The sequence below is a fragment of the Paenibacillus sp. FSL F4-0097 genome (assembly GCF_038593125.1).
Lineage (GTDB): Bacteria > Bacillota > Bacilli > Paenibacillales > Paenibacillaceae > Paenibacillus_AQ > Paenibacillus_AQ odorifer.
In genome coordinates this window covers 1,733,935-1,756,632 of sequence record NZ_CP151965.1, presented here as the reverse complement: position 1 = coordinate 1,756,632, position 22,698 = coordinate 1,733,935, and the positions used below count along the sequence as shown (strand labels likewise).

Genomic DNA, 22,698 nt, shown 5'->3' with positions numbered 1-22,698 from the left:
CTCTCTTTATCCTTGCTGATATATCCCGCCTAGCCATCCATTCACCAAATTTCACTCTTATCCACTTCAGCATTAATCACCAGTAGTTAAATCATTTTCCTCTATTTTGAATTTATAATTTATAAAAATATAAAAAGATTCACGGATTTATAAATTTCTATTTGACTATTTGCTGATATCATGCTTAAAATGAGAGCATTATAAAACGTTTTCCTTGTTATGGTTTAGTAATACATAAATTAAAACCATTTTCATATACGAAAGCGTTTTTTTAGTAGCTATTTATGTAAGCGTTTTACATTTTTTTCAGTAAAGAAGGGAGGAATTGGAAAAATACGCGTGTACAAGCTCTACATCACTAGAATCGGAGGATCATACATTTGAGAAAAACTACTGGTAAACTAACCGCTTCCCTGCTTGCACTCACTCTATTAGTGCCTGCTCCATTAATTTCTGCAGCTTCTGCAAGCGATTCCAAATCAGTCGCATTATCCACTCAGCAACAAATCGCCGATTATTCCGGCCACTGGGCACAGAAGGATTTTCAATCTTGGGTAGATAAGGGCTTGATTCTGGGTTACGGAAACGGAATATATAAGCCAAATCAAGAAATCAACCGTGCAGAGTGGGTTACTCTGGTTAATCGGGTCTTTAATTTGCAGGAAAAAGCCGAAATTGGCTTCACGGATGTTTCCACGACAGGTGCTTACTACAGCGATATCCAAAAAGCAACCGCTGCAGGATATGTGACAGGATACAGCGATGGCACCTTCCGACCCGCACAGCAAGTAAGTCGTCAAGAAGCTGCAGTAATGTTATACAGACTGTTCCAACTCAACTCATCTGTTGGCACTTCTGCACCAAAAGATGCTGCTGATTTGCCAGAATGGAGCCAAGAAGCAGTATTGTCTTTACTTGGTGAAGGTTATCTGCAAGGCTACACTGACGGCAGCTTTAAAGGAACTCAGGCTGTAACAAGAGCGGAAGCACTGCGCATGATTGAGAAGCTGGGCGGAGAAATCACACCTAAGAGCGGAAGCTATTCGGGGATTAACACTCGGAATATGGTTATCAGCAGCCCAGGCGTAGAGTTGAAAAACTCCACAATCTCAGGGAATCTCTACCTTACCGAAGGTATTGCTGAGGGCGATATCACACTGAATAATGTCACTGTTAAGGGAAAAGTATTCGTTGCCGGTGGCGGTGAGAACAGTGTCGTACTAAGCGACTCCAATGCTGCTGAAATGGTAGTAGATAAACATAACGGCAAGCTGCGCGTCGTTACTAGAGGCACAAGTGCTGTACCAAACGTACGCGTACATTCCGGTGCAATACTAGAGGAAGATGCATTAACGGGGGCAGGTTTCAGCCGGGTTATTGTTGAGAATACGCTGCCTAAGGATTCCATCCTCAAGCTGAAAGGAAGCTTTGATTCCGTTGAGCTTCAAGCGTTGGGAGAGCCTACACTACATCTGACAGCAGGCAGTATTGCTGAAGTTACACTGAAGCAAAAAGCCAAGCTGCGTGTAGAGGCAGGTACGGAAATCAAGAATCTAATCCTTGGTTTCAACGATATCCTAACCATCCAAGGCACGGGTAAGGTTATCTTTGATAGCAAGTACAGTCAGCTAATCCATTTTGAAACACCAACTCCAACGGCTACGGCAACCACTGGTACTGGTGGATCTAACGGCGGTTCTGTTGCTACATCAGCTCCGGAAGTTACAGCTACTCCGGCTCCAACTGCTACACCAGATCCAACGGCTACACCAAATCCGACGGCTACACCAAATCCGACGGCTACGCCTAGTCCGACGGCTACACCTAGTCCGGGAGCAACTGCACCAGCACTCACCAATGTCTCGGTACATGATCCATCGGTGGTTGTGGATAATGGAACTTATTATGTATTTGGCTCCCATATCGATGCGGCCAAATCAGATGATCTGATGAACTGGACACAGTTCACTAATGGTTATACAACACCGGGCAACGTGATTTTTGGTGATCTGTCCAAGAATCTGGCAGAATCCTTTAAATGGGCTGGCGAGAACGATTCGGACAGTAAAGGCGGATTCTCCATCTGGGCACCGGACGTATTCTGGAATAACGATTATAAGAACGCTGATGGAACAACTGGCGCTTATATGATGTATTACAGCGCTTCTTCTACTTATATCCGTTCGGCGATTGGCTACGCCACTTCGCAAAATATCGAAGGGCCTTATACTTATGGAAATACCGTAATTTATTCCGGTTTCACCAAGGAAGAGGCTTATGACAGTGACAGTAAAGTAAATAAGAAATGGGACAATACAAATATCAAGGACCTTATCGGCAATGGAACGCTGGAAGGTGTCAATCCAGATTGGTTTAATGCAGGTGGTTTGTACCAAAACAAAACCTATACAAATGCAATTGACCCAACTATTTTCTACGACAAAGACAACAAGCTTTGGATGACTTATGGTTCATGGTCAGGTGGTATATTCATTCTGGAGATTGATCCAGCTACCGGAGAACCTAAATATCCAGGCAAAGATGGAAAGACCGCTGATGGACGTCTTATCGACCGCTATTTCGGAACCCATATTTCTGGCGGAATGACCAAATCGGGTGAAGGTCCGTATATCGTTTACGACAAGGATACTGGTTACTACTTCTTGTATGTAACTTACGGTGGACTTGACTCCAAAGGCGGTTACAGCATGCGGCAGTTCCGTTCAACAAATCCGGACGGCCCTTATACGGATGCAGCAGGACAGAATGCTGTTCTAACTACCGATGGTGACAACACACCATATGGTAATAAGCTATTAGGAAACTTCATGTTTACAAATCAAAATGCAGACCCGAATTTCCAAACGTATGGTTATGTGTCCTCAGGACATAACTCGGTACAATATGATGATGAAACGGGTAAAATATTTAACTTCTTCCACACTCGTTTCCCACTCCGTGGTGAAACACATGAACTTCGTGTGCATCAAATGTTCACTAACGAAGATGGCTGGCCAGTAACTGCCGTACATCGTTACACGGGTGAAACTATTGGGGCTGTAGCACGGGATAATGTTGTCGGCTCTTATCAGTTCGTTAACCACGGCAAAGATGTTTCAGGCATCATCAAGCCTACAGTAGATATCGAGCTGAAAAGTGACGGAACGATCGCTGGATCGTTAACCGGAACTTGGGAATTGAAGGATGAGTACTTCGCTCATTTGCTTATTAACGAAACGGAAAATGGAAACACCGTACAACATCTCTACAAAGGTGTATTTGTGAAGCAATGGGATTCCTCACGCCAACAGCATGTTATGACGTTCACCGCAATGTCAGATCAAGGAATCACTATCTGGGGCAGCCAGATGGAATCGATGAGCGTTGAGCAGATTTTGAACAATATTGCTGCAGGCTTGAGTATTGGTGACACAAGAAAAATATACGATGACATCACCCTCCCTACGGAAGGCTTGCGCGGAGCAGAAATTTCATGGTCCTCTTCCAATGAGGCTGTAATTGGTAACAATGGTAATGTTACTCGTCCTGAACTTGGACTTGGAAACGCTACAGTTGAACTGACTGCTACAATTAAGCTGGGCGAAGTCGCAGTAACTAAAACCTTCACCGCCGTTGTTATGGAAAAAAAGAGCACGCAACTGGAAGACGGCTTAGTAGCTGCCTTTGACTTTGATGGCGACCTTGCAGAAAATGGTGATCGTACAGCTGACGGCATAGTCACCGGAAATCTGATCAACAACACTGAGGATGGAGACATCACTTTTGAGGCTGGTAAAGACGGTCAGGCAGCCAAGTTTGATGGCAAATCCGGTGTTCGTCTACCTGACGGATTAATTCAAAGTAGCGCATACTCGGTAGGGATGTGGCTGAATCCATCCGAATTAAAAGCTTTTACTCCTGTATTCTTCGGTGCTAAAACCGAAACGAACTGGTTCAGTCTCCTGCCTTATGGAAACGGTGGAGCAACCACTAGACTCTGGTTCGGTAGCGAGACTTGGCTGGATGCTGATACAGGCTTACAAATTCCAGTTAACCAGTGGACGCATGTAGCCTTCACTTACAATGCTGGAACAGTCAATATGTATGTAAATGGTGTATTGAAATCCTCCGGAAAAGGATTCACAGATATTTTTGATACAGAAGACGGCGTATTTGCTCTTGGTGTGAACTATTGGGATGCACCCTACAAAGGTTTGGTTGATAAATTCCGCGTGTATGATAGAGCATTGTCTGCGGAAGCTGTTGGCTGGCTTGTAAACGGTGAGCCTGATACGAACATCAAAGTAAGTAATATTTCATTCAGTGAAGCTGTTAAATCAGTAGCTGTAGGAAATACTTTCACCCCTCAAGTAAGTGTGCTTCCGACCAATGCCGGAAATAAGGCGCTAACTTGGAGCTCTAGCGATTCCAGCGTAGTGGCTGTTGACGCAGCGAGCGGAATAGTAACAGCACTAACTGTCGGTGGCCAAGCTGTAATTACTGCAACAGCGACTGATGGAAGCGAAGTTTCAGCCAGCTACACAGTAAATGTAACTGATGGAAAAGTAGCTCATTATGCTTTTGATGGCGACCTGGATGACTCCTTCCAATTGAACGGAAAAGGCGAAGTTACAGGAGCAAAAGTAGATAGCCCAACAGTAGGCAATATCACATACGGTAACGGTGTCCTCGGTCAAGCTGCAATATTCAACGGTACCTCCGGTATCCGTTTGCCTGATGGATTAATTGACAGCAATACCTACACCGTATCTATGTGGCTAAACCCTGAACAACTTACAGATGCAACAACTACTTTCTTCGGCGCTGCCACTAAAAATAGCTGGATTAGCTTCGTTCCTCAGAACGGTGGCGGTAAAACGTTGTTATGGTCCGGAGAAGCTTGGTATGATGCTATTTCTGCCATGAAGATTCCAGTAAATACATGGACACATGTTGCGTTTACGGTCAGCAATGGAACCGTAAAAGTTTACCTCAACGGAGTAGAGCAGTTCTCTGGTGAGGGCTTCCCGAATGTCTTTAAGAATAAGAATGGTGTTTTCGCTCTAGGCGTCAACTATTGGGATGCACCATTTCAGGGTATGATTGATGAACTGAAGATTTACAGCAGAGCGCTCAAGTCAGATGAAGTACAGGCAGAGTATAGCTCGAACGTAGATTAAGCAAGACTTGATTTGAAAAGAGAGAGCGGAGCCACAGGCTCCGTTCTTTTTTTAAAGTCCCATATTGTAAAAAAAGTATTTAACTAATATAATCATTAACTATACGTCCGAGATAAACGTCGATTTTTATATTGTTATTAATAAATTTCTTAATCATCGGCGATTAGCCCATAAATTTTAATTGGAGGCCATTTATGAAACTTGACCTGTCGGAAGAATCCCTTCCCGTCTATGAAGCTTTAGCCAGCTCAGTACGCCTACACATGTTGCGTTTGCTTGCCGAAAATCCTATGAATGTTAAGGAATTGGCCGCAGCAGTAAATTTGAGCAGCGCCATTATGACTATGCATGTGCGTAAGCTGGAAGCTGCCGGCCTGATCCAGACGCATATGGCACCTGGTCGAAGTGGTCTGCAAAAGATCTGTACTCTAGCTGCTGAAGGAGCAGAAATCACCTTTCCAGGCAGACAAATCAATGAGCGCAAAAGTTATCGTAAGGAAATTCCGGTTGGACATTATTCCGACTTCCTGATCGAGCCCACCTGTGGTCTTGCAACTACTGAGAAAGTGATCGGCAGTTTTGATGATCCCCGATATTTCTGGGATCTTGAGCGTATGAATGCGGGGATTCTTTGGTTCGGCAAAGGATTTATTGAATATAAAATCCCTAATTTCCTACTCTCCAGCCAGCATCCTGAGGAATTGATTATAACCATGGAAATTGCTTCCGAAGCACCTTCCATTAATAATAATTGGCCTTCGGATATCACATTCACTCTGAACGGAGTGAAGCTTGGATTCTGGACAAGTCCTGGTGACTACGGGGATAGCCGTGGTAAATATACACCGGCCTGGTGGCCAGCACTCACGAACCAATACGGCTTGCTCAAGCAGCTGCGCATTACAGCAAAAGGTACATTTATGGATGGTTTGAAGCTCTCAGAAGTTACCCTTGATCAAGTGAATATCCGTGACAAACAGTGGTCTTTTAAGCTTTCCGTAGATGAAGATGCCGAGCATATTGGCGGGATTACTCTTTTTGGCAAAGGTTTTGGAAATTACAATGAAGATCTAATCGTTGAATTGTTCTATACGGATAACCAAGAATAAAGCCGCATTCACCTCCCATTGGAGAGTCGAATGCGGCTCTTATTTTAGCTTAATTCTTTTCGATAAAGGGGCCCCACAAGCCACCCCCGGGTAATGGACAACTACGTTCCTTAAGCTTGGCTACTACGGGGATGATGCAACCGCAAGCGACGCAAGTTACCCCTTCGTGCAGCTTAGGGCAAGTCCCACAAAGGGCAACCCGTTCAGCGTAAACTTCATCTGGAACACAAAACTCTGGCTTAAACATGGAAGAAGACAAGATACGATTAATCTGCGTTGGCGTAACTTTATAATCCTCTCTGCATCCCTTGCATGTTGATGTTGTTGACATGGTAACACCACCTTAAGCCTTCGGCGTAATCTCCAGCACAGTTACTGACATTGGAGGCAGTTCAACATTAAGAAGATCGCCCTCCAGAGTAAAGGCAGTGAAGGCTTGCGGCACTACTGCCTCCGGTTGGCTGAAGGTATTGTGAGCATCAATTTTGTCACCGGCAAGTGTTGTGCCTGTCACTTCAACCTTCTTCCCGGAAAGACCACGAAGCTCGAGTGGTACAGTAGCAGAAGCTGCATGGTTCAAGTTGCAAAGGCTGACATGAATGATTCCAGAAGCAGTTACGGAAGCCGAAGCAGATACTTCAGGAATCTCACGGCCTTCAAAGCTGTAAGTGCCACTTTCCAGTGCCAAATCCAGCAACTCCGCATCCTGATGGACTTTAAACATATTGAACACATGATACGTAGGAGTCAGCACCATCTTTTCCCCTTCGGTCAATATAACTGCCTGAAGTACGTTAATCGTCTGCGCAATATTTGCCATCCGTACCCGGTCACTATGTTTATGGAAAATATTCAAGGTCACGCCTGCCACAAGAGCATCCCGAATTGAATTTTGTTGATACAGGAATCCTGGATTCGTTCCCGGCTCTACATCATACCAAGTTCCCCACTCATCTACGATAAGGCCTACTCTTTTATCCGGATCATATTTATCCATAATAACGCCATGTCTGGTGATCAGCTCATCCATGCGAAGGGCTTTCTCTAATGTACTAAACCATTCACTCGTTTCAAAGCCTGTAGCTGCACCTTTATTCTCCCATGCTGGACCAGGGATTGTATAATAATGCAGGGTAATCGAGTCCATAAAGCGTGTTGCCTCACGCATCAGAACCTCCATCCAGTGATAATCATCCACGTTAGGACCACAAGCAATCCGGTGAATACGATTGTCCCCGTAATTACGTACATACGTCTGATATTGGCGATAAAGATCTGCATAATATTCTGGACGCATATTCCCGCCGCAGCCCCAGTTCTCATTCCCCACGCCAAAATAAGTCACAGCCCAAGGCTCTTGATGGCCATTCTGCTGGCGAAGCTCGGACATTGGAGATACGCCTTCAAAGGTTAAATACTCCACCCATTCGGACATCTCTTGAACGGTACCACTGCCCACATTACCGTTAATGTAAGGCTCACATTCCAGCATCTCACATAATTCCATGAATTCATGTGTACCAAAATGGTTGTTCTCAACCGTTCCGCCCCAGTGAGTGTTGATCATACGTTTACGACCTTCACGGGCTCCGATACCATCTTTCCAGTGATATTCATCCGCGAAACAGCCGCCTGGCCAGCGAAGTACAGGAATTTTAATTTCCTTAAGCGCTTTCACGACATCATTACGAATGCCGTTGGTGTTAGGAATAGTTGAATCTTCTCCAACCCAAATCCCTTCATAAATACAACGGCCTAGATGCTCAGAAAAATGTCCGTAAATATTTCTGTTAATCGTCCCTTTGCGAATGTCAGTATTAAGGATCGCACGTTCTGCCATGGTTAAATACCGCCTCTCAACGTTTATATTTTTATTAACTAATTAATAATTATATAAACATTATAAGACGCTGCTTAGGCATCCGTCAATCTCCAATATGAATAAAAGCTATTCTTTATCAATAGGTTTCTTTATCCCGTCTTCATAATAGTCAAAAATGAGCTGCTGCTGCGTTCCTCTTACCCCGTAAAACACATCAGAAATTTGTTTTCCCTTACGTCTTAACTCGTTCTCCAGCCACTCTTGGGTCAGGCCATTATCCTTAAGATTATCTGCGAGCATTATTCCATCCATAATCAATTCAACGGGAAAGCTCTGAGGAACGGACAACAGCTTTAGATCTTTTCGGGTAACATATTGGTACTCTTGTTTCTTTAATACAGATACCATTCCGTTATCTTCCAGCACAGCGTATTCTACTACCTCTAGATTAAAAATTTCCTTCTCTCTCAATGCCTGATCCAAAGAGTCCAACGAATACCTTACCTTTTTCATATTTTGCTCAAGAATTTTCCCATCCTCAATAAGTACAGTGGGTGAACCTGAAATCCAGCTTCTCATTTTACGACTTTTTAAAGCGATGACAGATAGTAAAAAAGATGTAACGGTAACGACTATAAGCGCCAGGATCATGTAGGAAGAATGCAACTGTTTATTAAACGCCAGGTTCGCGGCTATTGAGCCCAATATAATACCCGTCACGAAATCGTGGAAGGTCAAGTTAGATAACGTTTGTTTTCCCAATATTTTGGCGATCAGCAAAAGCATGATCATAGCAACAAAGGCCCGAAGCACAATGTCCATATACACCTGCATCTCTAATGCTCCCTTCCTATTCAATCCTCCATTATTCACAAACTAAGGTGAAATGAAACGTGCCCCGGAGATTTTTATAGACGTCAAAAAGGCTCTGGAAGGGTTCTAACGAACCGCCCAAAAGCCCTAGCTGCGAATCTACAAGTTATCATCCTGCACAAAATTCAACACGGCGTCATCGACGGCCGAAGTTCTTCCCAGATCAGGAAGGTTCACAAGCTCAATCTCGCAAGTCTCCGCACGGCCATGCAGCTCCAAAAGAACAAGTTCATTGCGCCCCTTGCGCAGCAATGGGCCCGGGATATATAGGGCGCGTTGCGGCCCTGCGTTCCAGTAGCGGCCCAGATTAAAACCATTGATCCAGGCGACCCCTTTATTCCATCCATCGAATCGTAGAAAGGTATCGCCAATCTCCTCCGCCTCGAAGCTGCCCCGGTAGAATCCGGGCAGACCCGAAAGGGTCGCAGTTTGCTGCTTCTCCACCGGGTGCTTCTTGTACGCTAGTGAATCCAGCTGTTCCTGTTCCAACGGCAAAGTACGAATCGTCCAGTTATATTGCAGCTGGTTATCAATCCGAACCCCGTCCAGAATCCCTTTCGGATCGCGAATGAGCGGCCCGTAATTGATTCGTCCCATGTTCTCGACGAGGATATCCAGCTGCGCTCCCCCAGCGGGGATGGAAAGTTCCAGTGGCAGCGGATTCCAGCGCTCAATCACCCCAAGCACCTGTCCATCCAGGAAGACCTGCGCCCGATCGCGCACGCCCTCGATGTAGAGTTTCTGTCTAGAGCGCGGCCCTTTCACATAAGTGCTGTACAATATAAAACCATAGGATTGTCCGAGCTTCTCCATCGGCTGTACACACACGCTGTTCACCGTCTCTGATAACTTCTCCAGATTGGAAGCCGTGAATAGTTCCGCTCTTTCCGTCAAAGCGACTTTCCCGTAAGAAATCTTCGGAATCGGCTCAGGGAGTGGACAAGTCGGGGCAAATCCATGGTTGCTGAGTACCGACCGGACAGCTTCAAATTTCGCCGTCGTATCTCCCCATTCCGTGAGCGGGGCATCATAGTCATAGCTTGTAGTCGTTGGCTCGTAGGTGACGATATGATTCGCACCATTATAGAAACCAAAATTGGTTCCACCATGGAACATGTACATATTAAATGAGGAGCCCTGTGTCAGAATCTCATCCAGAACACCTGCTACATCCCCGGCATCGCGTACATGATGATCCTCCATCCAGTGATCAAACCAGCCGTTCCAGTATTCCATCACCATAAGCGGCTCTTCAGAGCGGTATTCCCGATATTTGCGGAAGGATTCCTCTGTACTGGAGCCGAAATTGACTGTCGCATGCACATCCTCCAGTGTTCCGCCGAGCAACATCTCATCGGTTGGCCCGTCGGAAGTAAATAGCAGCACATCGATCCCTCTGCTGACCAGTCCATCACGCATATAGCCCAGGTAGCCACTGTCATTACCATAGCTGCCATATTCATTTTCTACCTGAACGGCCAGAATTGGTCCGCCATGTGTGGAGAGCAGCGGAACCAGCAGAGGAATTAGCTCATCGTAATAACGGTCTACCTTGCTTAAATAAAGAGGGTCACAGCAGCGAAGCTGGAGTTCCCCGTAAGCTAGCAACCAGCCCGGCAGGCCTCCGAACTCCCACTCCGCACAGATGAATGGACTCGGTCTGACAATAACATGAAGCCCAAGTTCACCAGCCAGTTCGATAAAAGATACCACATCGGCCATGCCATCAAATACGAACTCCCCTTCTTTAGGTTCATGTATATTCCAGGCGATGTAGGTCTCCACGGTATTGAATCCGCAGGCTTTCAATTTCAGCAGCCGGTCTTTCCAATATTCAGGCACAACCCGAAAATAATGAATGGCTCCTGATACGATACGATAAGGCTGTCCGTCCAGCAAATAGTGTCCGTCGTTCCAGGTGAGCAGGCTCATTATCGACAACCTCCTTTATTAATATTTATTCTAACGATTCCCCGCAGTGGTAGACGGCAAGCCGTCTGATCTTGGGGCTTGCGGCAGCTTCTGACACCCGTAAGCGGATTTTCTCTGCGACAACCGGAGGGAAGGCGTCGATTTTCTTATGGCCAATCGAACTGCCACGCTTCAACTCCAGCCACGCTCCGTTGCTGTACGCTTCCAGCATATATCCTTCTGCTCTTTCGCCGTAAGCGATATCCTCCATAATCTCGGCATGATCAATCACAGTAGCTGCTGGCAATTCCAGTTCAACAATATCTCCAGTACCTGCTGTTACCGCCAGAGCCTTGTCAAATCTGCGTCTTATCTCCTTGCCGAATTCCAGCAGCTGCTGCACATCAGCCTCCGGAAACAGCCCGCGGTTGTCAGGGGCTACATTGAGCAGCAAAGTTGCCCCATGTCCAACCGAACGATAATAAATATCCATTAGCTGCTCCAGAGACAGCAGCAGATGCTCCTCCTCAGGATGCCAGAACCAGCGGTCTTTACGGATGGGCACATCGCATTCCGCAGGCACCCAGCTCGGCGTTCCGGGAAGCCAGTTCAATGAAGCTTCACTGAACATGCTACCCCGCGCAGAATTTGCAGTGTTCCAGCATGGATAAGGAGCAACGCCATCCTCATTGCCAACCCAGCGGATCGTTGGTGCCCCCATATTAAACACCATGGCGCCTGGCTGGTGGCGCTTGATCAGATCCATAATCCGCTGCCAATCGTAATTGCGGCCCTCCGACCCTGCGCCGTCGAACCAAATTTCCGTAAGCGGACCATAGCCCGTAAGCAACTCTTGTAATTGCAGGGCATAGAAATCATCGTACGCTTGCGGATCTGCATAACAGGGCTCATGTCTGTCCCACGGAGACAAATAAATGCCGAAGCCAACTCCAAGTTCACGGCAAGCCTCCGCGCATTCCTTGACGACATCGCCGCGCCCTTCTTTCCATGGGCTAGAAGCCACAGAATAAGTACTTGTCGCAGTCGGCCACAAGCAGAAGCCATCATGATGTTTAGCTGTCAGTATAAAATAACGGAATCCAGCTTCTTTGGCTGTACTAACCCATTGGTGGGCATCCAAATGAAGCGGATTGAAGACCGCAGGTGAATCATTGCCTTCTCCCCACTCCTGATCGCAAAACGTATTGATGCCAAAATGGCAAAACATCCCCAGCTCCAGGGCCTGCCACTCCAGCTGTTCCCTAGAAGGCAGCGCCAGTTGCTCTTCCGGCTTGTTCTGTGAAAATCTGCTTTCCATCATTTCTACACTCTCCCATATGTTTGTGTAGGCCCAATATATAAATAAGGCTTTGGAAAGCCAGTTGATGACCTTCCAAAGCCCCGTCCACAACTTGTGATACTTGCTTATTCCCTATTTATTTGATAACACCTTTTTCGTTGATAATTTTTGTTGCTTCATCAACCATCCATTGCTGCACCTTATCAATCGATTCATTTCCAAGCATAAATCTGCTGAAGCCGTCATCGATTATTTTGGTCAATTCGGATGTTGCCGTCGTCATCACCTGCGCACCATCAAGGAACTGAATTGCACTGTCAAAGAGTGTATATTTGAGTGAATCCATATCATACATATCCTCTTTGCCAGCTACCAGTTTGGTCAGCAAGGCTTCATTATCCGCTTTTTTATAACCGGAGAATTCCAGTCTGTTATCACTAACAGCCGTTGACATAAATCTCATCAGTTGGAAAGACGCCTCTTTGTTCTTCGAAGTAGCGCCCATCGCCAGCATATTGCCGCTGGTGAAGTATTTGCCCTCGTATTCTTTTGGTTCCGATCCTGCCGGAGGCACCGGTACCGGAGCAAAAGCTGTCTTGAAATCATGCGGATACTGCTCAGTATTGCCCGGATCAGCAATCGTCCAGTTACCAGCCAGAATCATAGCGGCTTCTTCATTAAAGAATTCCGTGCGGTAATTGAGCTTAGCCGCTAAAGCGTCTGCATAAGTTTTCGCAGATTTATCAGCAGACTCCATATCTTTGCGCAGCTGGAAGAAGTATTTATAGGTTGGATCCGCGAAAATGGTCGTCCCGTCATCATACACGAATGGATCTTTCATCATCGTTTGGGCCGGAGCGTTCATATACAACTCCCAGGTGTGGAAGTATGTGCCGTAACGTTTGTCTACGCCTTCACCTTTGGTCAGTTTTTTAGCATAATCGCGGTAGTCATCCCATGTCCAGCCAAAAGTAGGTACAGGCAGCCCAGCTTCATCCAGTGCATCTTTGTTCAGCATTACATAGTTGCTGCTCTTGGTATATTGCATCCCATAATAGTTGTTGTCTACCTTAGCATTCACATAATATTCATCCTCAGGAACGAGGTTATCCTTCTCATAGAATTCATTCAGCGGGGCAAGTGCTCCCCGGGCCGCCCGTTCAAGTACGCCTCCAAGGCTTGGTACCTGAACAACGTCAATCGCTTCGCCGGATGAAATCAGGAAGTCGAGTTTCTTCAGCATCTCCACAGAATCACCGGGAACGAGTGTCACATGCTCTACCTTGATATTTGGGTTCTGATCCATAAATTCCTGCAGCATGGCATCCGTGCCTGCTGATTGGGCTTCATTGTCCCAGTTGTAATATTTGATGGCGACTTGCTTGTCCACCTTGGTGTTCCCGGCATTCGTACTGGCTTCAGCACCGCCATTCTTCTCTGAATTTCCGGAATTTCCACAGGCGCTTAACGTTAAGGAAACCGCCAGCATGGAGCCTAGTACAACGGATAATCTTTTTTTGCCCTTTGTTTTCATTTTACTTCCCCCCGCACTGAAATTTAAGTATAGTGCCTTGTTCATTTCTTATTATAGGCACCCGCTGTACAAGCCAAGTGCACAATTTTGCTGTAGTAGGATCACATTTTTGACTTTTACCCTCTTTTGCATACCCGCAAGTCAGCCCTTTACGCCCCCCAAGGAGATTCCGTTAATGACTTGCTTTTGCAGGGCAATGAACACGATGACCAATGGGATGATCGCCGAAACGGCTGCCGTCATCATAATCGCATAGTTGTTCGAATAATCGTCCCGGAACAGTGTCATACCGAGTGGGATAGTGTACAGATTCTTGTTTAGCAAGAAGATCAGCGGATTCTGGTAGTCATTCCAGGTCCAGATAAATTTGATGATCGCCACGGTAGCGAGCACCGGCTTGCAGAGCGGAACAATGATAGACCAGAATATCCGCAAATGGCCTGCACCATCAATTCGTGCCGCTTCAATATATTCGTCGCTGATACCAATCATAAATTGTCGCAGCAAGAACGTGAAGTAGATGGAGAACATACTCATTAATACGATAGCAGCATGAGTATCATAGAGGCCGAACCAACGAATCAGCAGAAAACGCGGAATCAGCGTGGCCTGGTCAGGAATAATCATGAACGACAGCAGCGCCAGAAAGACCATATTCCGTCCTTTAAACTTGATTTTGGTCAAGGCGTACGCCGACATAGATGAAATGATCAGTGTGATGCAGGTTGTAATAATCGCAACTTTAAAGGAGTTTAAATAGAAATGGGAGAAAGGTACCCGTCCCATCCAAACCATCTTGAAATTATACGCTACATTGATCTTCTCGGGAATCCATTGGATCGGGAAGCGCATTACATCTTTTTCATATTTGAAGGCTGCGGAAATCATCCAGATCAGCGGAATAAGAAATACAATGGACAAAGCCCCCATGATGCAGGTAGTGATCACTCTGGACATATTTTTTCTAATCAGTTGCATGTTAATCTCCCCCCTTTATTCTTCATTTCTCATTTTCCACGTGGCCGCGGTAATCAAGCCGATAACAGCGAATAGCAGCCAGGAAATTGCAGAAGCGTAGCCCATGTTGTAGTATTTGAACCCTTCCTCATAGATCCTGAACACAAGCACGGTAGAAGAATTATTCGGACCGCCTTCGGTCAAAAAGGCGATGATGTCGAACACCTTAAACGAGCCAATTAGCATGGTAATAAGCAGGAAAAATGTGGTCGGACGCAGCATCGGAACTGTGATGGCAAAGAATTTTTTCAGCGCGCTGGCGCCATCTATTTCGGCGGCTTCGTAGATTTCATCGGAAATATTCGTCAAGCCAGCCATATAGATAATAATGGTGTAGCCAAGACTCGCCCAAGAACTGATAATAGCAATGGATAACAGTGAGGTTTTTGGATCAACTAGCCATTTCGGAGGGCTGGAAATTCCAAACTCCATCAGCAACTGATTGATCGGTCCAAGAGACGGATGGAACAATGCACTCCATACGGCAGCTATCGCAATAATCGAAGAAATATAAGGAATAAAGAAAGCCACTTTAAAATAATTTTTGAGGAACACACTGTTTTGAATCAATGCCGCGAGCACCAGCGCAATCGCAATCGGTATCGGCACGGTCATAATCATATAAAAAGCATTGTTCTTCAAAGCTTGAATGATACTCGGATCATGGAACATTTTGATATAGTTATCCAATCCGATGAACTCGATTCCTTTGACTCCCGACAATAGATCCCATTTCGAGAAGCTCAAATAAAGTGAGAATCCAAGCGCAAATACATTAAGAAAAAGCATCCCGACAATTTCCGGTGCCAAAAACAGCCACCCGGTTAAAGCCTCTTTCCGTTGCGGAGTCCAGAATTTCCGCTTCTCTTGCAGAATTTTTGGCACAGGTTGTTTTGCAGCCTCCACGTTGTATCACCTCGACAATTTGATTTGTCATTATAGTAATACATCCGCCTTCCGCAAGAAGGAGTGATTATGACCCGGAATGTGCAAGATTTTGACCTTTGTCCGCCGACAACAAAAAACCGCCCTAGAGGGGCGGCGGGTCTGTTCATATCGTTGACAATTGTGCTTCTCAGCGTACCGAATGTTTGGATTTATATTCGCTTGGCGTAGTTCCTACATATTTTTTGAACACTTTTGAAAAATAGGTTCTGTCCGAATATCCCAGGCCGACGGCCAGCGACTCCAGGTTCTGGCTGGAGATTTTCAGCATTTTGGTAGCGACCTTCATCTTGTGCTGATGTACATAGTCCGTAAAGGTCAGGCCAGTCATGCGCTTGAAATAACGCGAAAAATAGCTTGGATCCAGAAACAGATAACGTGCCATATCAATTGAGGTGATATTATCGCCAAGATGCTGGTCGATATACTGCTGGATAAGCTGCAGCTTGGGCTCCTGCGGAGAAGCTCCTGTCACCTGCTGCTTGCTGCCTGTAATCTGTACAAGCTTTCTTTCCACCAGTTCCATCGTATCTTCAAGTGTGCGGGTCTGCACGAGATAGACGAACAGATCCTCATCGAACATCAGGCTCGTAAACATTAACTCGATGCCGCGGAGCATAAAGGATAAATCCCGGGCGAAATCGCCAGGATGAATAGACATAACTTTTGCAGTCCTAGCGATTTCCTGTAGAGTGCCACGGATGGCTTCAAGGTCTTTTTTTATCACGGCCCGTTCCATCTGCGGGATATAGCTGTCCAGAAATCCTTGGGGTGCAGGCTGGAAACGTGGAGAAGCGATTTGCAGAGTATCCAGAACCGTGTAATCCGCACTTGCATAGAACTCGCATTTGTCCTGAACAATCTGCCGATGGATCTGGCCAATCGCCTGTAGCTCCATTTTCTCTGTGACGGCAATAATGCCGGGTTGAATCTTTAGGAGATGGGAGCATTCGGAACACAGCCGCTGTAAATAATCGTGAAAATGAAGACTGGCATTCTGCGCGAGATTCACACGGTAATTATATAGAATCACAATATTCTTTTGCTCCAAGAAAGGCGTAATCCCTTCACATGTTTCGGACAGTTCCAAGGCTATATTGTAAATAGCATATAAAATAAGTGGATACTCACTCTGCTTGTATCGCTTGTCGAAACTGGAAAAATGAATACTAACCGTGCCCAGCATAAACCACGGATACGTCCAGGATATGCCGATTTGCGCCGCATAAGCCAGTGTGGTTTCAGGCGGAGCACCGCCAATCACCCTTTGCAGCAGGTTCTGCCGGAAGAGCTGGCTGTTGTAGCCTGTCTCCCCATGGCTGATCAAGCCAATCTTCGACTTAAGCAAGTGTACGGACTTGGCAAGGCTTTTCTCCAGTTGCTCTTCTGTAAGCTGGTCCTTGATTAAATAATCATCTACTTTCAGCTTTACCGCCTGCTGAGCATAATGGAAATCCTCATGACAGGTCAGGAAAATAATTCTGACCTCCGGCTTCATGCGGGTGAAACAATCGGCTAGCTCAATCCCGTTCTTTTGCGGCAAACCAATATCCGTGATCACAATGTCAGGCTGCACTTCCTCAAACATTAATAACGCCTTGGCACTGGAATAGGTGCTGCCGACAATCTGCAAGCTATGTGCCTCCCAGTCAATCATCTGCTGAAGCACTTTGAGCATAGGAACATCATCGTCTATGAGCATCACTTTATACATCAATATCCCTCTCTCTCTGACAGATTAACCTGATGATTGCCTTGCGGCAAATACAGAGAAACGGACACCCCACCCTGCGGCAGATTATGCAGCGACAAGCGGGTATCCTGCCCATAGGTCAGCCTCAGCCTTTGAACTACGTTCATTAACCCGACCCTTTGATAAGCTTCATCCTGTTCATCGTCCTTATACAGTAACCTGCGGTTCAGTCCCGCCAGAACTTCAGCCCCTGCACCGCAGCCATTATCTTCAACTTCAATCATGATCCCATCAGGGACCGTTCGCGAGCGAACGACAATACGCGGTGCCGGGTGGTCAACCAATCCGTGGACGATTGCATTTTCTACAAGGGGCTGCAAAATCAGCTTAGGGACGATGAGCTTCTCTGTATCCTTTTCCAGATCGACCTCCAGTTCAAGAGGGATTTCGTTGCGGATCTTCATTATATCGATATAATGGCCAAGCAGTTTGCATTCTTCCCGCAAGGTAGCCGGTTCATTGACCTTCAAATAGGCCCGGAGCAGACTCATTAATGAATCGATGATCCCACTATGCAGCTTATCTTTGGACAAAATAAGGCTACATTTAATCGAATTCAACGTGTTGATCAAAAAGTGGGGGCGAATCTGCATAAACAGCGCCTCCAGCTCCATCACCCGCTTCTGTTCCTGCTCCAGCTCGATGTCGTGAATCAGTCCTTGCAGCTGGTCCAGCATAGTATTCAACGTCTGCCCCAGCTCAGCGATTTCATCCTTGCCCTTGACCTCCAGCCTGACATCAAGATTCCCCATCCCGAACTGGCGCACAACGCGCTGCAGCTTCATGATCGGACTATGCAATCTTTTGGCAATCAGCATGGAGGTAGCCGAAAAGACAATAAATAAGAGGAGTACCAAGCCAATGCCACTATAAAACGTCCGCGAGATCTGGCCCGACCATTCTTTCTCCGAAGCTTCATAGATCAGCTGCCAATTGGATTTGTCGATAGCTCTGGCTGTACGAACGCTTCCTCTCGCTTCCTTGCCTTCTGGAGCCAATTCTGAGTTCCCAGCGATCAAGCCTCCTCCAGAATCAAATAATGCAACCTTGCCAAATTCGACGGGTCCGAGCAATTTATTGAAATAGGATTCAGGAATTGAGATAAGCAGCACGGACACCTGCCGTTTCTCCCGGCTGTCATAGATTACTCTGGCAATATAATAGCTGCTGCTTTTACCGGAACCGCTGTCAGCCATCCCAAGCCATTGCAAGGTCTCCGGTTCGTGGATATTGACACGGCTCATCAGCTTGTCCAGGTTAGCATTGATTACAGATAAATTCTCCGTCCCAGAGGAGATCACAAAGTGTTTCCGGTTGACCAAATACATGCGAATATTATTATTCAACGGCTTAGAGTTAATGAGCGAAAACACATCTTGAATTTGCGTAAAATGTACGTAATCCTGATAGCTATTTAGCCGCTCAGTATCCGCAAATGACTTCAGATTAGCGCGGAAATTGGTATCGTTTACAATAAAATGGGAAGCGAACGTCACATCATCAATAGTTTTGTTTAGTTCGTCAATCATAACGTTCAGGAAGTTATCGTTGCTGAGCTGCAGCTTCTCTACCATCGTATCCCGGATGAGCACGAAGGAGATGATCGATACTGCAATCAGCGGGATAAAAATCAGCAAAAGAAATGAAACCTGGATACGTCTATAGTAATTGAATTTGAACATGTTTTCTCCGCGCCTCTCTCATGCTCTTTTCTTTTATTCTATCAGCCCGTTGTCCAGTATTCATACATTATCTGATTACCGTGACTTTCTTTTGACCGTCTGCAGAAACAATAAGCACTACTACTCCAAAAATTTGTACGCCTTCCACTACATAGGAATCTAAATGACTGGATGGAATCTCGTGGCTGATCACGATAATATGCTCCTCATTCCTTTCGGGGAGGATGATGCGACAGGCCTCCGCCTGTGCAGCAGCCACCGGTTCACCCGTATGGCGGTAAATCGGCACCTGTTCGACCAGCGGACAGAACAACTCACCCGCAGGCTGCGGGTACAGCACCTGCATGATCGAGACCGTTCCTTTCCCCTTTCGGGAGTACACAGCATACTGATTGGGTTCCAGCAGATTATATTCGCGGGAGATTACCCCAGCATCCATCCTGCCCTGAAGACCATCAACATGAACAGGAAGGATACAAAGATTGGCTTCCCGCTCATTTTTTGTACGGCATATTAGCGTTCCATCTTCCATCTGAACCGTTCCGGGTGCAAAATGAAAATGCTGGGAAAATGTATGCTCCTGCCGGGAACTGAAGCTGTCCACCAGAAGCCAGTAAAAAGGCTTAATAAATAGGATCCTCCTTAACGGGTAGACCGGATCATCCCAATGACGGTAGCCGTCATGGCTGCCCTCTACATAATCAAAGTCCGGATGGCTGATCCATTGGCAGCCCGTTGGCTTCGCAATCTGAGAGAAGGACCATGTATCCGTGACTTCGGTAAATCCAATTCCGTCGACAGTGGTCGTATTATGGGCAGCGCTTTCTTTTAGCGCTTTTCTAAGTGGTGTATGATCACTATAGTTGTATCTGCCAAGATCGGTAAGCAGATCCCGCCCATAGGCATACAGATCGAAATGTAGCAGATCCGCGTGCCCATGTCCACCCCCAAGCGGTCCGCAGTGAAAATATAGGTACAAATCCTGCTCGTCCCAGCCCGTTCGCATCACATAATGACCGGAATGCGCATAAGAGCGTGACAAGTTTGGCGGTAGCTCCGCATTCAGCCGCTCGTAGCCCTCAACTCCATTTATCCCAAACAACCAGGCATTGTCATAATCCATTTGATCGTATCCGCCAAAGCGGAGTACAGCATCCTGAAATAACCAGCCCGCATAAGTCAAAAGCGAACGGATATCGCTGTCATCACTATCGCCAAGCATCGGCTGCCGGTGATTCGGCTTGGCCCAATACAATGAAGCGACAGCCATTTGCTGAACCTTTTGCTGAAATTCTTCCTGAAGCTTCAGTCCGTTCAATCGGGCTAAGTGGATGCAGTCGAGAAAACATACCAAAACCTCATGGTGATAGGTGGGCGATTGCTCCCAGTGGATGCCGTCCGCCATAATCTGAATTCGCGCCGTCTCTCCCAATCTCTCCTCACTGAGCTGTCGCCAGTTATTGGCGCTAGTGAACTCAGGGAAGTAGAGCGCAGTTTGGAACAAACCACAAGTCTCCAGCACCCCCCAGTTGCTGATCTTCTTCCAGCCCGTAAACGATAAAGCTAAATATTGGCCGTGTTCATGGAGAGATATCATCACTTTGGCCAGCAGCGTCGGTGTGAACAGCGGACTATCCTGTATATAAGACAGTGCTTTAATCCAGTTAGCACAACGAAGGCCCGCTTCAATTGTGCGCCATGTCAGCGAATCATTCGCAGGCTTGTCTGGAACGGGGTTACGGTCTATCCAATCTTCAAGCTGGCAGCAAAATGCTCTTGCATAAACCTCTTTACCTGTTATCGCATATACTTGTCCTAATGCCACCCAGTAGCGGTGGCGATTCAGCATATAAGCCCATTCTACATCCTTGTCCGGAACATGACGCCAGTCAATTTCTTCCTCAAAGGTAACCGGAATGCGGCTGCGCTCCATATCCCAGGGAAAACGAAAGAGAAACGTCTGCTCCACAACTTCATCCGCTGTCTTCATTACAGCTTCCAGCTCGTCTGCACAATAAAGCCGTACATAGTCAATAAGCTGCTGCTTCCGGTTATCCTCTTTCCGCCAGCCCGGCGTGCTCCGTCGGGTCAAATACCGATGTAATTCAGTCAGCGCATCGTCCTGCCGCGCTTGGCTGAGCGCATTCTTCACTAGAGCTAAAGCGGGCAACTCAAGGTCGAGCAGCGCAAAGACGGCATAGGGGGAGATTTGTCGGCCATCAGCGTTCATACCAGTACCCCTTGTTGCCTTTTTGCAGCCGCATCAATGCTTCAAGATAGAAATAATCTCCCCAGATCATGAAGTCATCTGGAGACAGATCGCCGCGCACATGATAAGAACCATGCTTCAGCAGCCCCTCCGCCTCTTCGCCGAGCGTGGAATAGTTCTGCACAAGCGAAGTCATCGACTGCATTAATCCCTGCTGAAAATAAGCCCGCTCCGAATCCTCCCCATCCATTAGCTCCAGCAGTTCCTGTAGTCCGGCTGCTACTATTGCCGAGGCCGAGCTATCCCGGTAAGTATCCGGAGATACCGGAGCATTAAAATCCCAGTAAGCGACATGGTCCTGCGGCAAATGCTCCAGAAAATAGCGGGCCATCCGCTTGGACGTTTCCAAATACAACGGATTTTTGGTATAGCGGTAGGATAATGCAAAACCGTAAACACCCCAAGCCTGCCCGCGCGTCCAGGTCGATCCGTTAGTAAAGCCCTGATGAGTGGCGCCGCCAATCGGCTCTCCGGTCTTCGGGTCGAAGAAAAACGTATGGTAAGAGCTGTCATCTCCCCGTACCAGATACCGTCTCGTTTTCTCCGCCTGCATGACCGCCACCTCCCTGTATTCGGAAACACCGGTCTGTTCTTCTGCCCAATACAAAAGGGGAAGGTTTAACAGACAATCAATAATGATCCGCCCGCCTTCCTGAGTATCCCCCTCCGGTCCCCAAGCCTGAATATAACCGCCAGCTGTACGCCAGCGCTTCAGCAGCAGGTCTGCCGCCTGCAATGTCAGTTGACGCGCTGATTCGTCTTTATCTATAATCCACTGGGCTTTAGAGGATAACGAATACAGGAAGCCGATGTCGTGATGATCAAGCACGGTCTTTGCCGCGAAACGGCGGCGGAAATCTTCTACGGTATGGGATGCCGCAATACGGAAGCTGTCATCCCGCGTATATTCATAACACAACCACAACATGCCGCTCCAAAATCCGTTAGTCCAGTCGTCGTTGTTATTGAGCTGATAAGTTCCATTCCTGCTGACATGAGGGAAACTGCCCCCGAACCGGTCTATGTTCTTACGTACCTTCTCTATCGCATCTTCAATCGCACTGCTCCACATAAGTTCCTTGCTCCCTTCAGGCTCTTCGTTTCTTACGTTTCATGATAAGGAGAGTGAACAGGATCTAATAGGGGCGATTTTTGCTTTGATGTGCATTATTTTGACTTTTGAATGACGTGAAGTACTGTAAGTTTACTTTCCAATCATAGGCATCAAATCAATATAGTAACAAAAGGTATAACTGTTTATGGGAAAATACGTTAAAATCAGAGAGTGACTTACATCTTTCAT

Annotated in this window: 14 protein-coding genes; 2 read left to right on the top strand and 12 right to left on the bottom strand. The window is 46.6% G+C overall.

Features of this window, described 5'->3' with window-relative positions; genetic code table 11:
* Positions 1 to 380: 380 nt before the first annotated feature.
* Both MHH86_RS07660 and MHH86_RS07655 read left to right on the top strand, forming a co-directional pair.
* Positions 381 to 5,180 (top strand): LamG-like jellyroll fold domain-containing protein, encoded by a 4,800-nt coding sequence (locus MHH86_RS07660; RefSeq protein WP_076224464.1) that lies wholly within the window; start codon positions 381 to 383, stop codon positions 5,178 to 5,180.
* Positions 5,181 to 5,374: 194 nt separating this feature from the next.
* Complete coding sequence (locus MHH86_RS07655) at positions 5,375 to 6,289, top strand: ArsR family transcriptional regulator (RefSeq protein WP_076100540.1); 915 nt, start codon at positions 5,375 to 5,377, stop codon at positions 6,287 to 6,289.
* 49 nt (positions 6,290 to 6,338) lie between these two features.
* Here MHH86_RS07655 and MHH86_RS07650 read toward each other — a convergent pair whose 3' ends face one another.
* The 12 genes from MHH86_RS07650 to MHH86_RS07595 all read right to left on the bottom strand — a co-directional run bounded on the left by MHH86_RS07650 (position 6,339) and on the right by MHH86_RS07595 (position 22,467).
* Complete coding sequence (locus tag MHH86_RS07650) at positions 6,339 to 6,620, bottom strand: DUF6171 family protein (protein WP_076100542.1); 282 nt, start codon at positions 6,618 to 6,620, stop codon at positions 6,339 to 6,341.
* A gap of 12 nt (positions 6,621 to 6,632) precedes the next feature.
* Complete coding sequence (locus MHH86_RS07645; RefSeq protein ID WP_076224467.1) at positions 6,633 to 8,129, bottom strand: alpha-N-arabinofuranosidase; 1,497 nt, start codon at positions 8,127 to 8,129, stop codon at positions 6,633 to 6,635.
* A 108-nt stretch (positions 8,130 to 8,237) separates the two neighbouring features.
* Positions 8,238 to 8,945 carry a DUF421 domain-containing protein gene (locus MHH86_RS07640; protein WP_036675649.1) on the bottom strand — a complete coding sequence of 236 codons (708 nt, stop codon included), beginning with the start codon at positions 8,943 to 8,945 and terminating at the stop codon, positions 8,238 to 8,240.
* A gap of 138 nt (positions 8,946 to 9,083) precedes the next feature.
* Positions 9,084 to 10,916 carry a beta-galactosidase family protein gene (locus MHH86_RS07635; RefSeq protein WP_076147058.1) on the bottom strand — a complete coding sequence of 611 codons (1,833 nt, stop codon included), beginning with the start codon at positions 10,914 to 10,916 and terminating at the stop codon, positions 9,084 to 9,086.
* Positions 10,917 to 10,941: 25 nt separating this feature from the next.
* Positions 10,942 to 12,216 carry an alpha-L-fucosidase gene (locus MHH86_RS07630; RefSeq protein WP_340889323.1) on the bottom strand — a complete coding sequence of 425 codons (1,275 nt, stop codon included), beginning with the start codon at positions 12,214 to 12,216 and terminating at the stop codon, positions 10,942 to 10,944.
* A 115-nt stretch (positions 12,217 to 12,331) separates the two neighbouring features.
* Positions 12,332 to 13,729 carry an extracellular solute-binding protein gene (locus MHH86_RS07625; RefSeq protein WP_036675651.1) on the bottom strand — a complete coding sequence of 466 codons (1,398 nt, stop codon included), beginning with the start codon at positions 13,727 to 13,729 and terminating at the stop codon, positions 12,332 to 12,334.
* A 141-nt stretch (positions 13,730 to 13,870) separates the two neighbouring features.
* Positions 13,871 to 14,707 (bottom strand): carbohydrate ABC transporter permease, encoded by an 837-nt coding sequence (locus MHH86_RS07620; protein WP_036675652.1) that lies wholly within the window; start codon positions 14,705 to 14,707, stop codon positions 13,871 to 13,873.
* Between the two features lie 15 nt (positions 14,708 to 14,722).
* Positions 14,723 to 15,652 carry a sugar ABC transporter permease gene (locus MHH86_RS07615; RefSeq protein ID WP_051490863.1) on the bottom strand — a complete coding sequence of 310 codons (930 nt, stop codon included), beginning with the start codon at positions 15,650 to 15,652 and terminating at the stop codon, positions 14,723 to 14,725.
* A 169-nt stretch (positions 15,653 to 15,821) separates the two neighbouring features.
* On the bottom strand, positions 15,822 to 17,405 hold the full coding sequence (locus MHH86_RS07610; protein WP_036675653.1) for a response regulator: 1,584 nt from the start codon (positions 17,403 to 17,405) through the stop codon (positions 15,822 to 15,824).
* Positions 17,405 to 19,126, bottom strand: coding sequence for a histidine kinase (locus tag MHH86_RS07605; RefSeq protein WP_342479675.1), 1,722 nt, complete (start codon positions 19,124 to 19,126; stop codon positions 17,405 to 17,407). The genes MHH86_RS07610 and MHH86_RS07605 overlap by 1 nt, the downstream gene beginning before the upstream one ends.
* 67 nt (positions 19,127 to 19,193) lie before the next feature.
* On the bottom strand, positions 19,194 to 21,356 hold the full coding sequence (locus MHH86_RS07600; RefSeq protein ID WP_342479674.1) for an alginate lyase family protein: 2,163 nt from the start codon (positions 21,354 to 21,356) through the stop codon (positions 19,194 to 19,196).
* Complete coding sequence (locus MHH86_RS07595; RefSeq protein ID WP_036675658.1) at positions 21,346 to 22,467, bottom strand: glycoside hydrolase family 88 protein; 1,122 nt, start codon at positions 22,465 to 22,467, stop codon at positions 21,346 to 21,348. The genes MHH86_RS07600 and MHH86_RS07595 overlap by 11 nt, the downstream gene beginning before the upstream one ends.
* Positions 22,468 to 22,698: the final 231 nt, after the last annotated feature.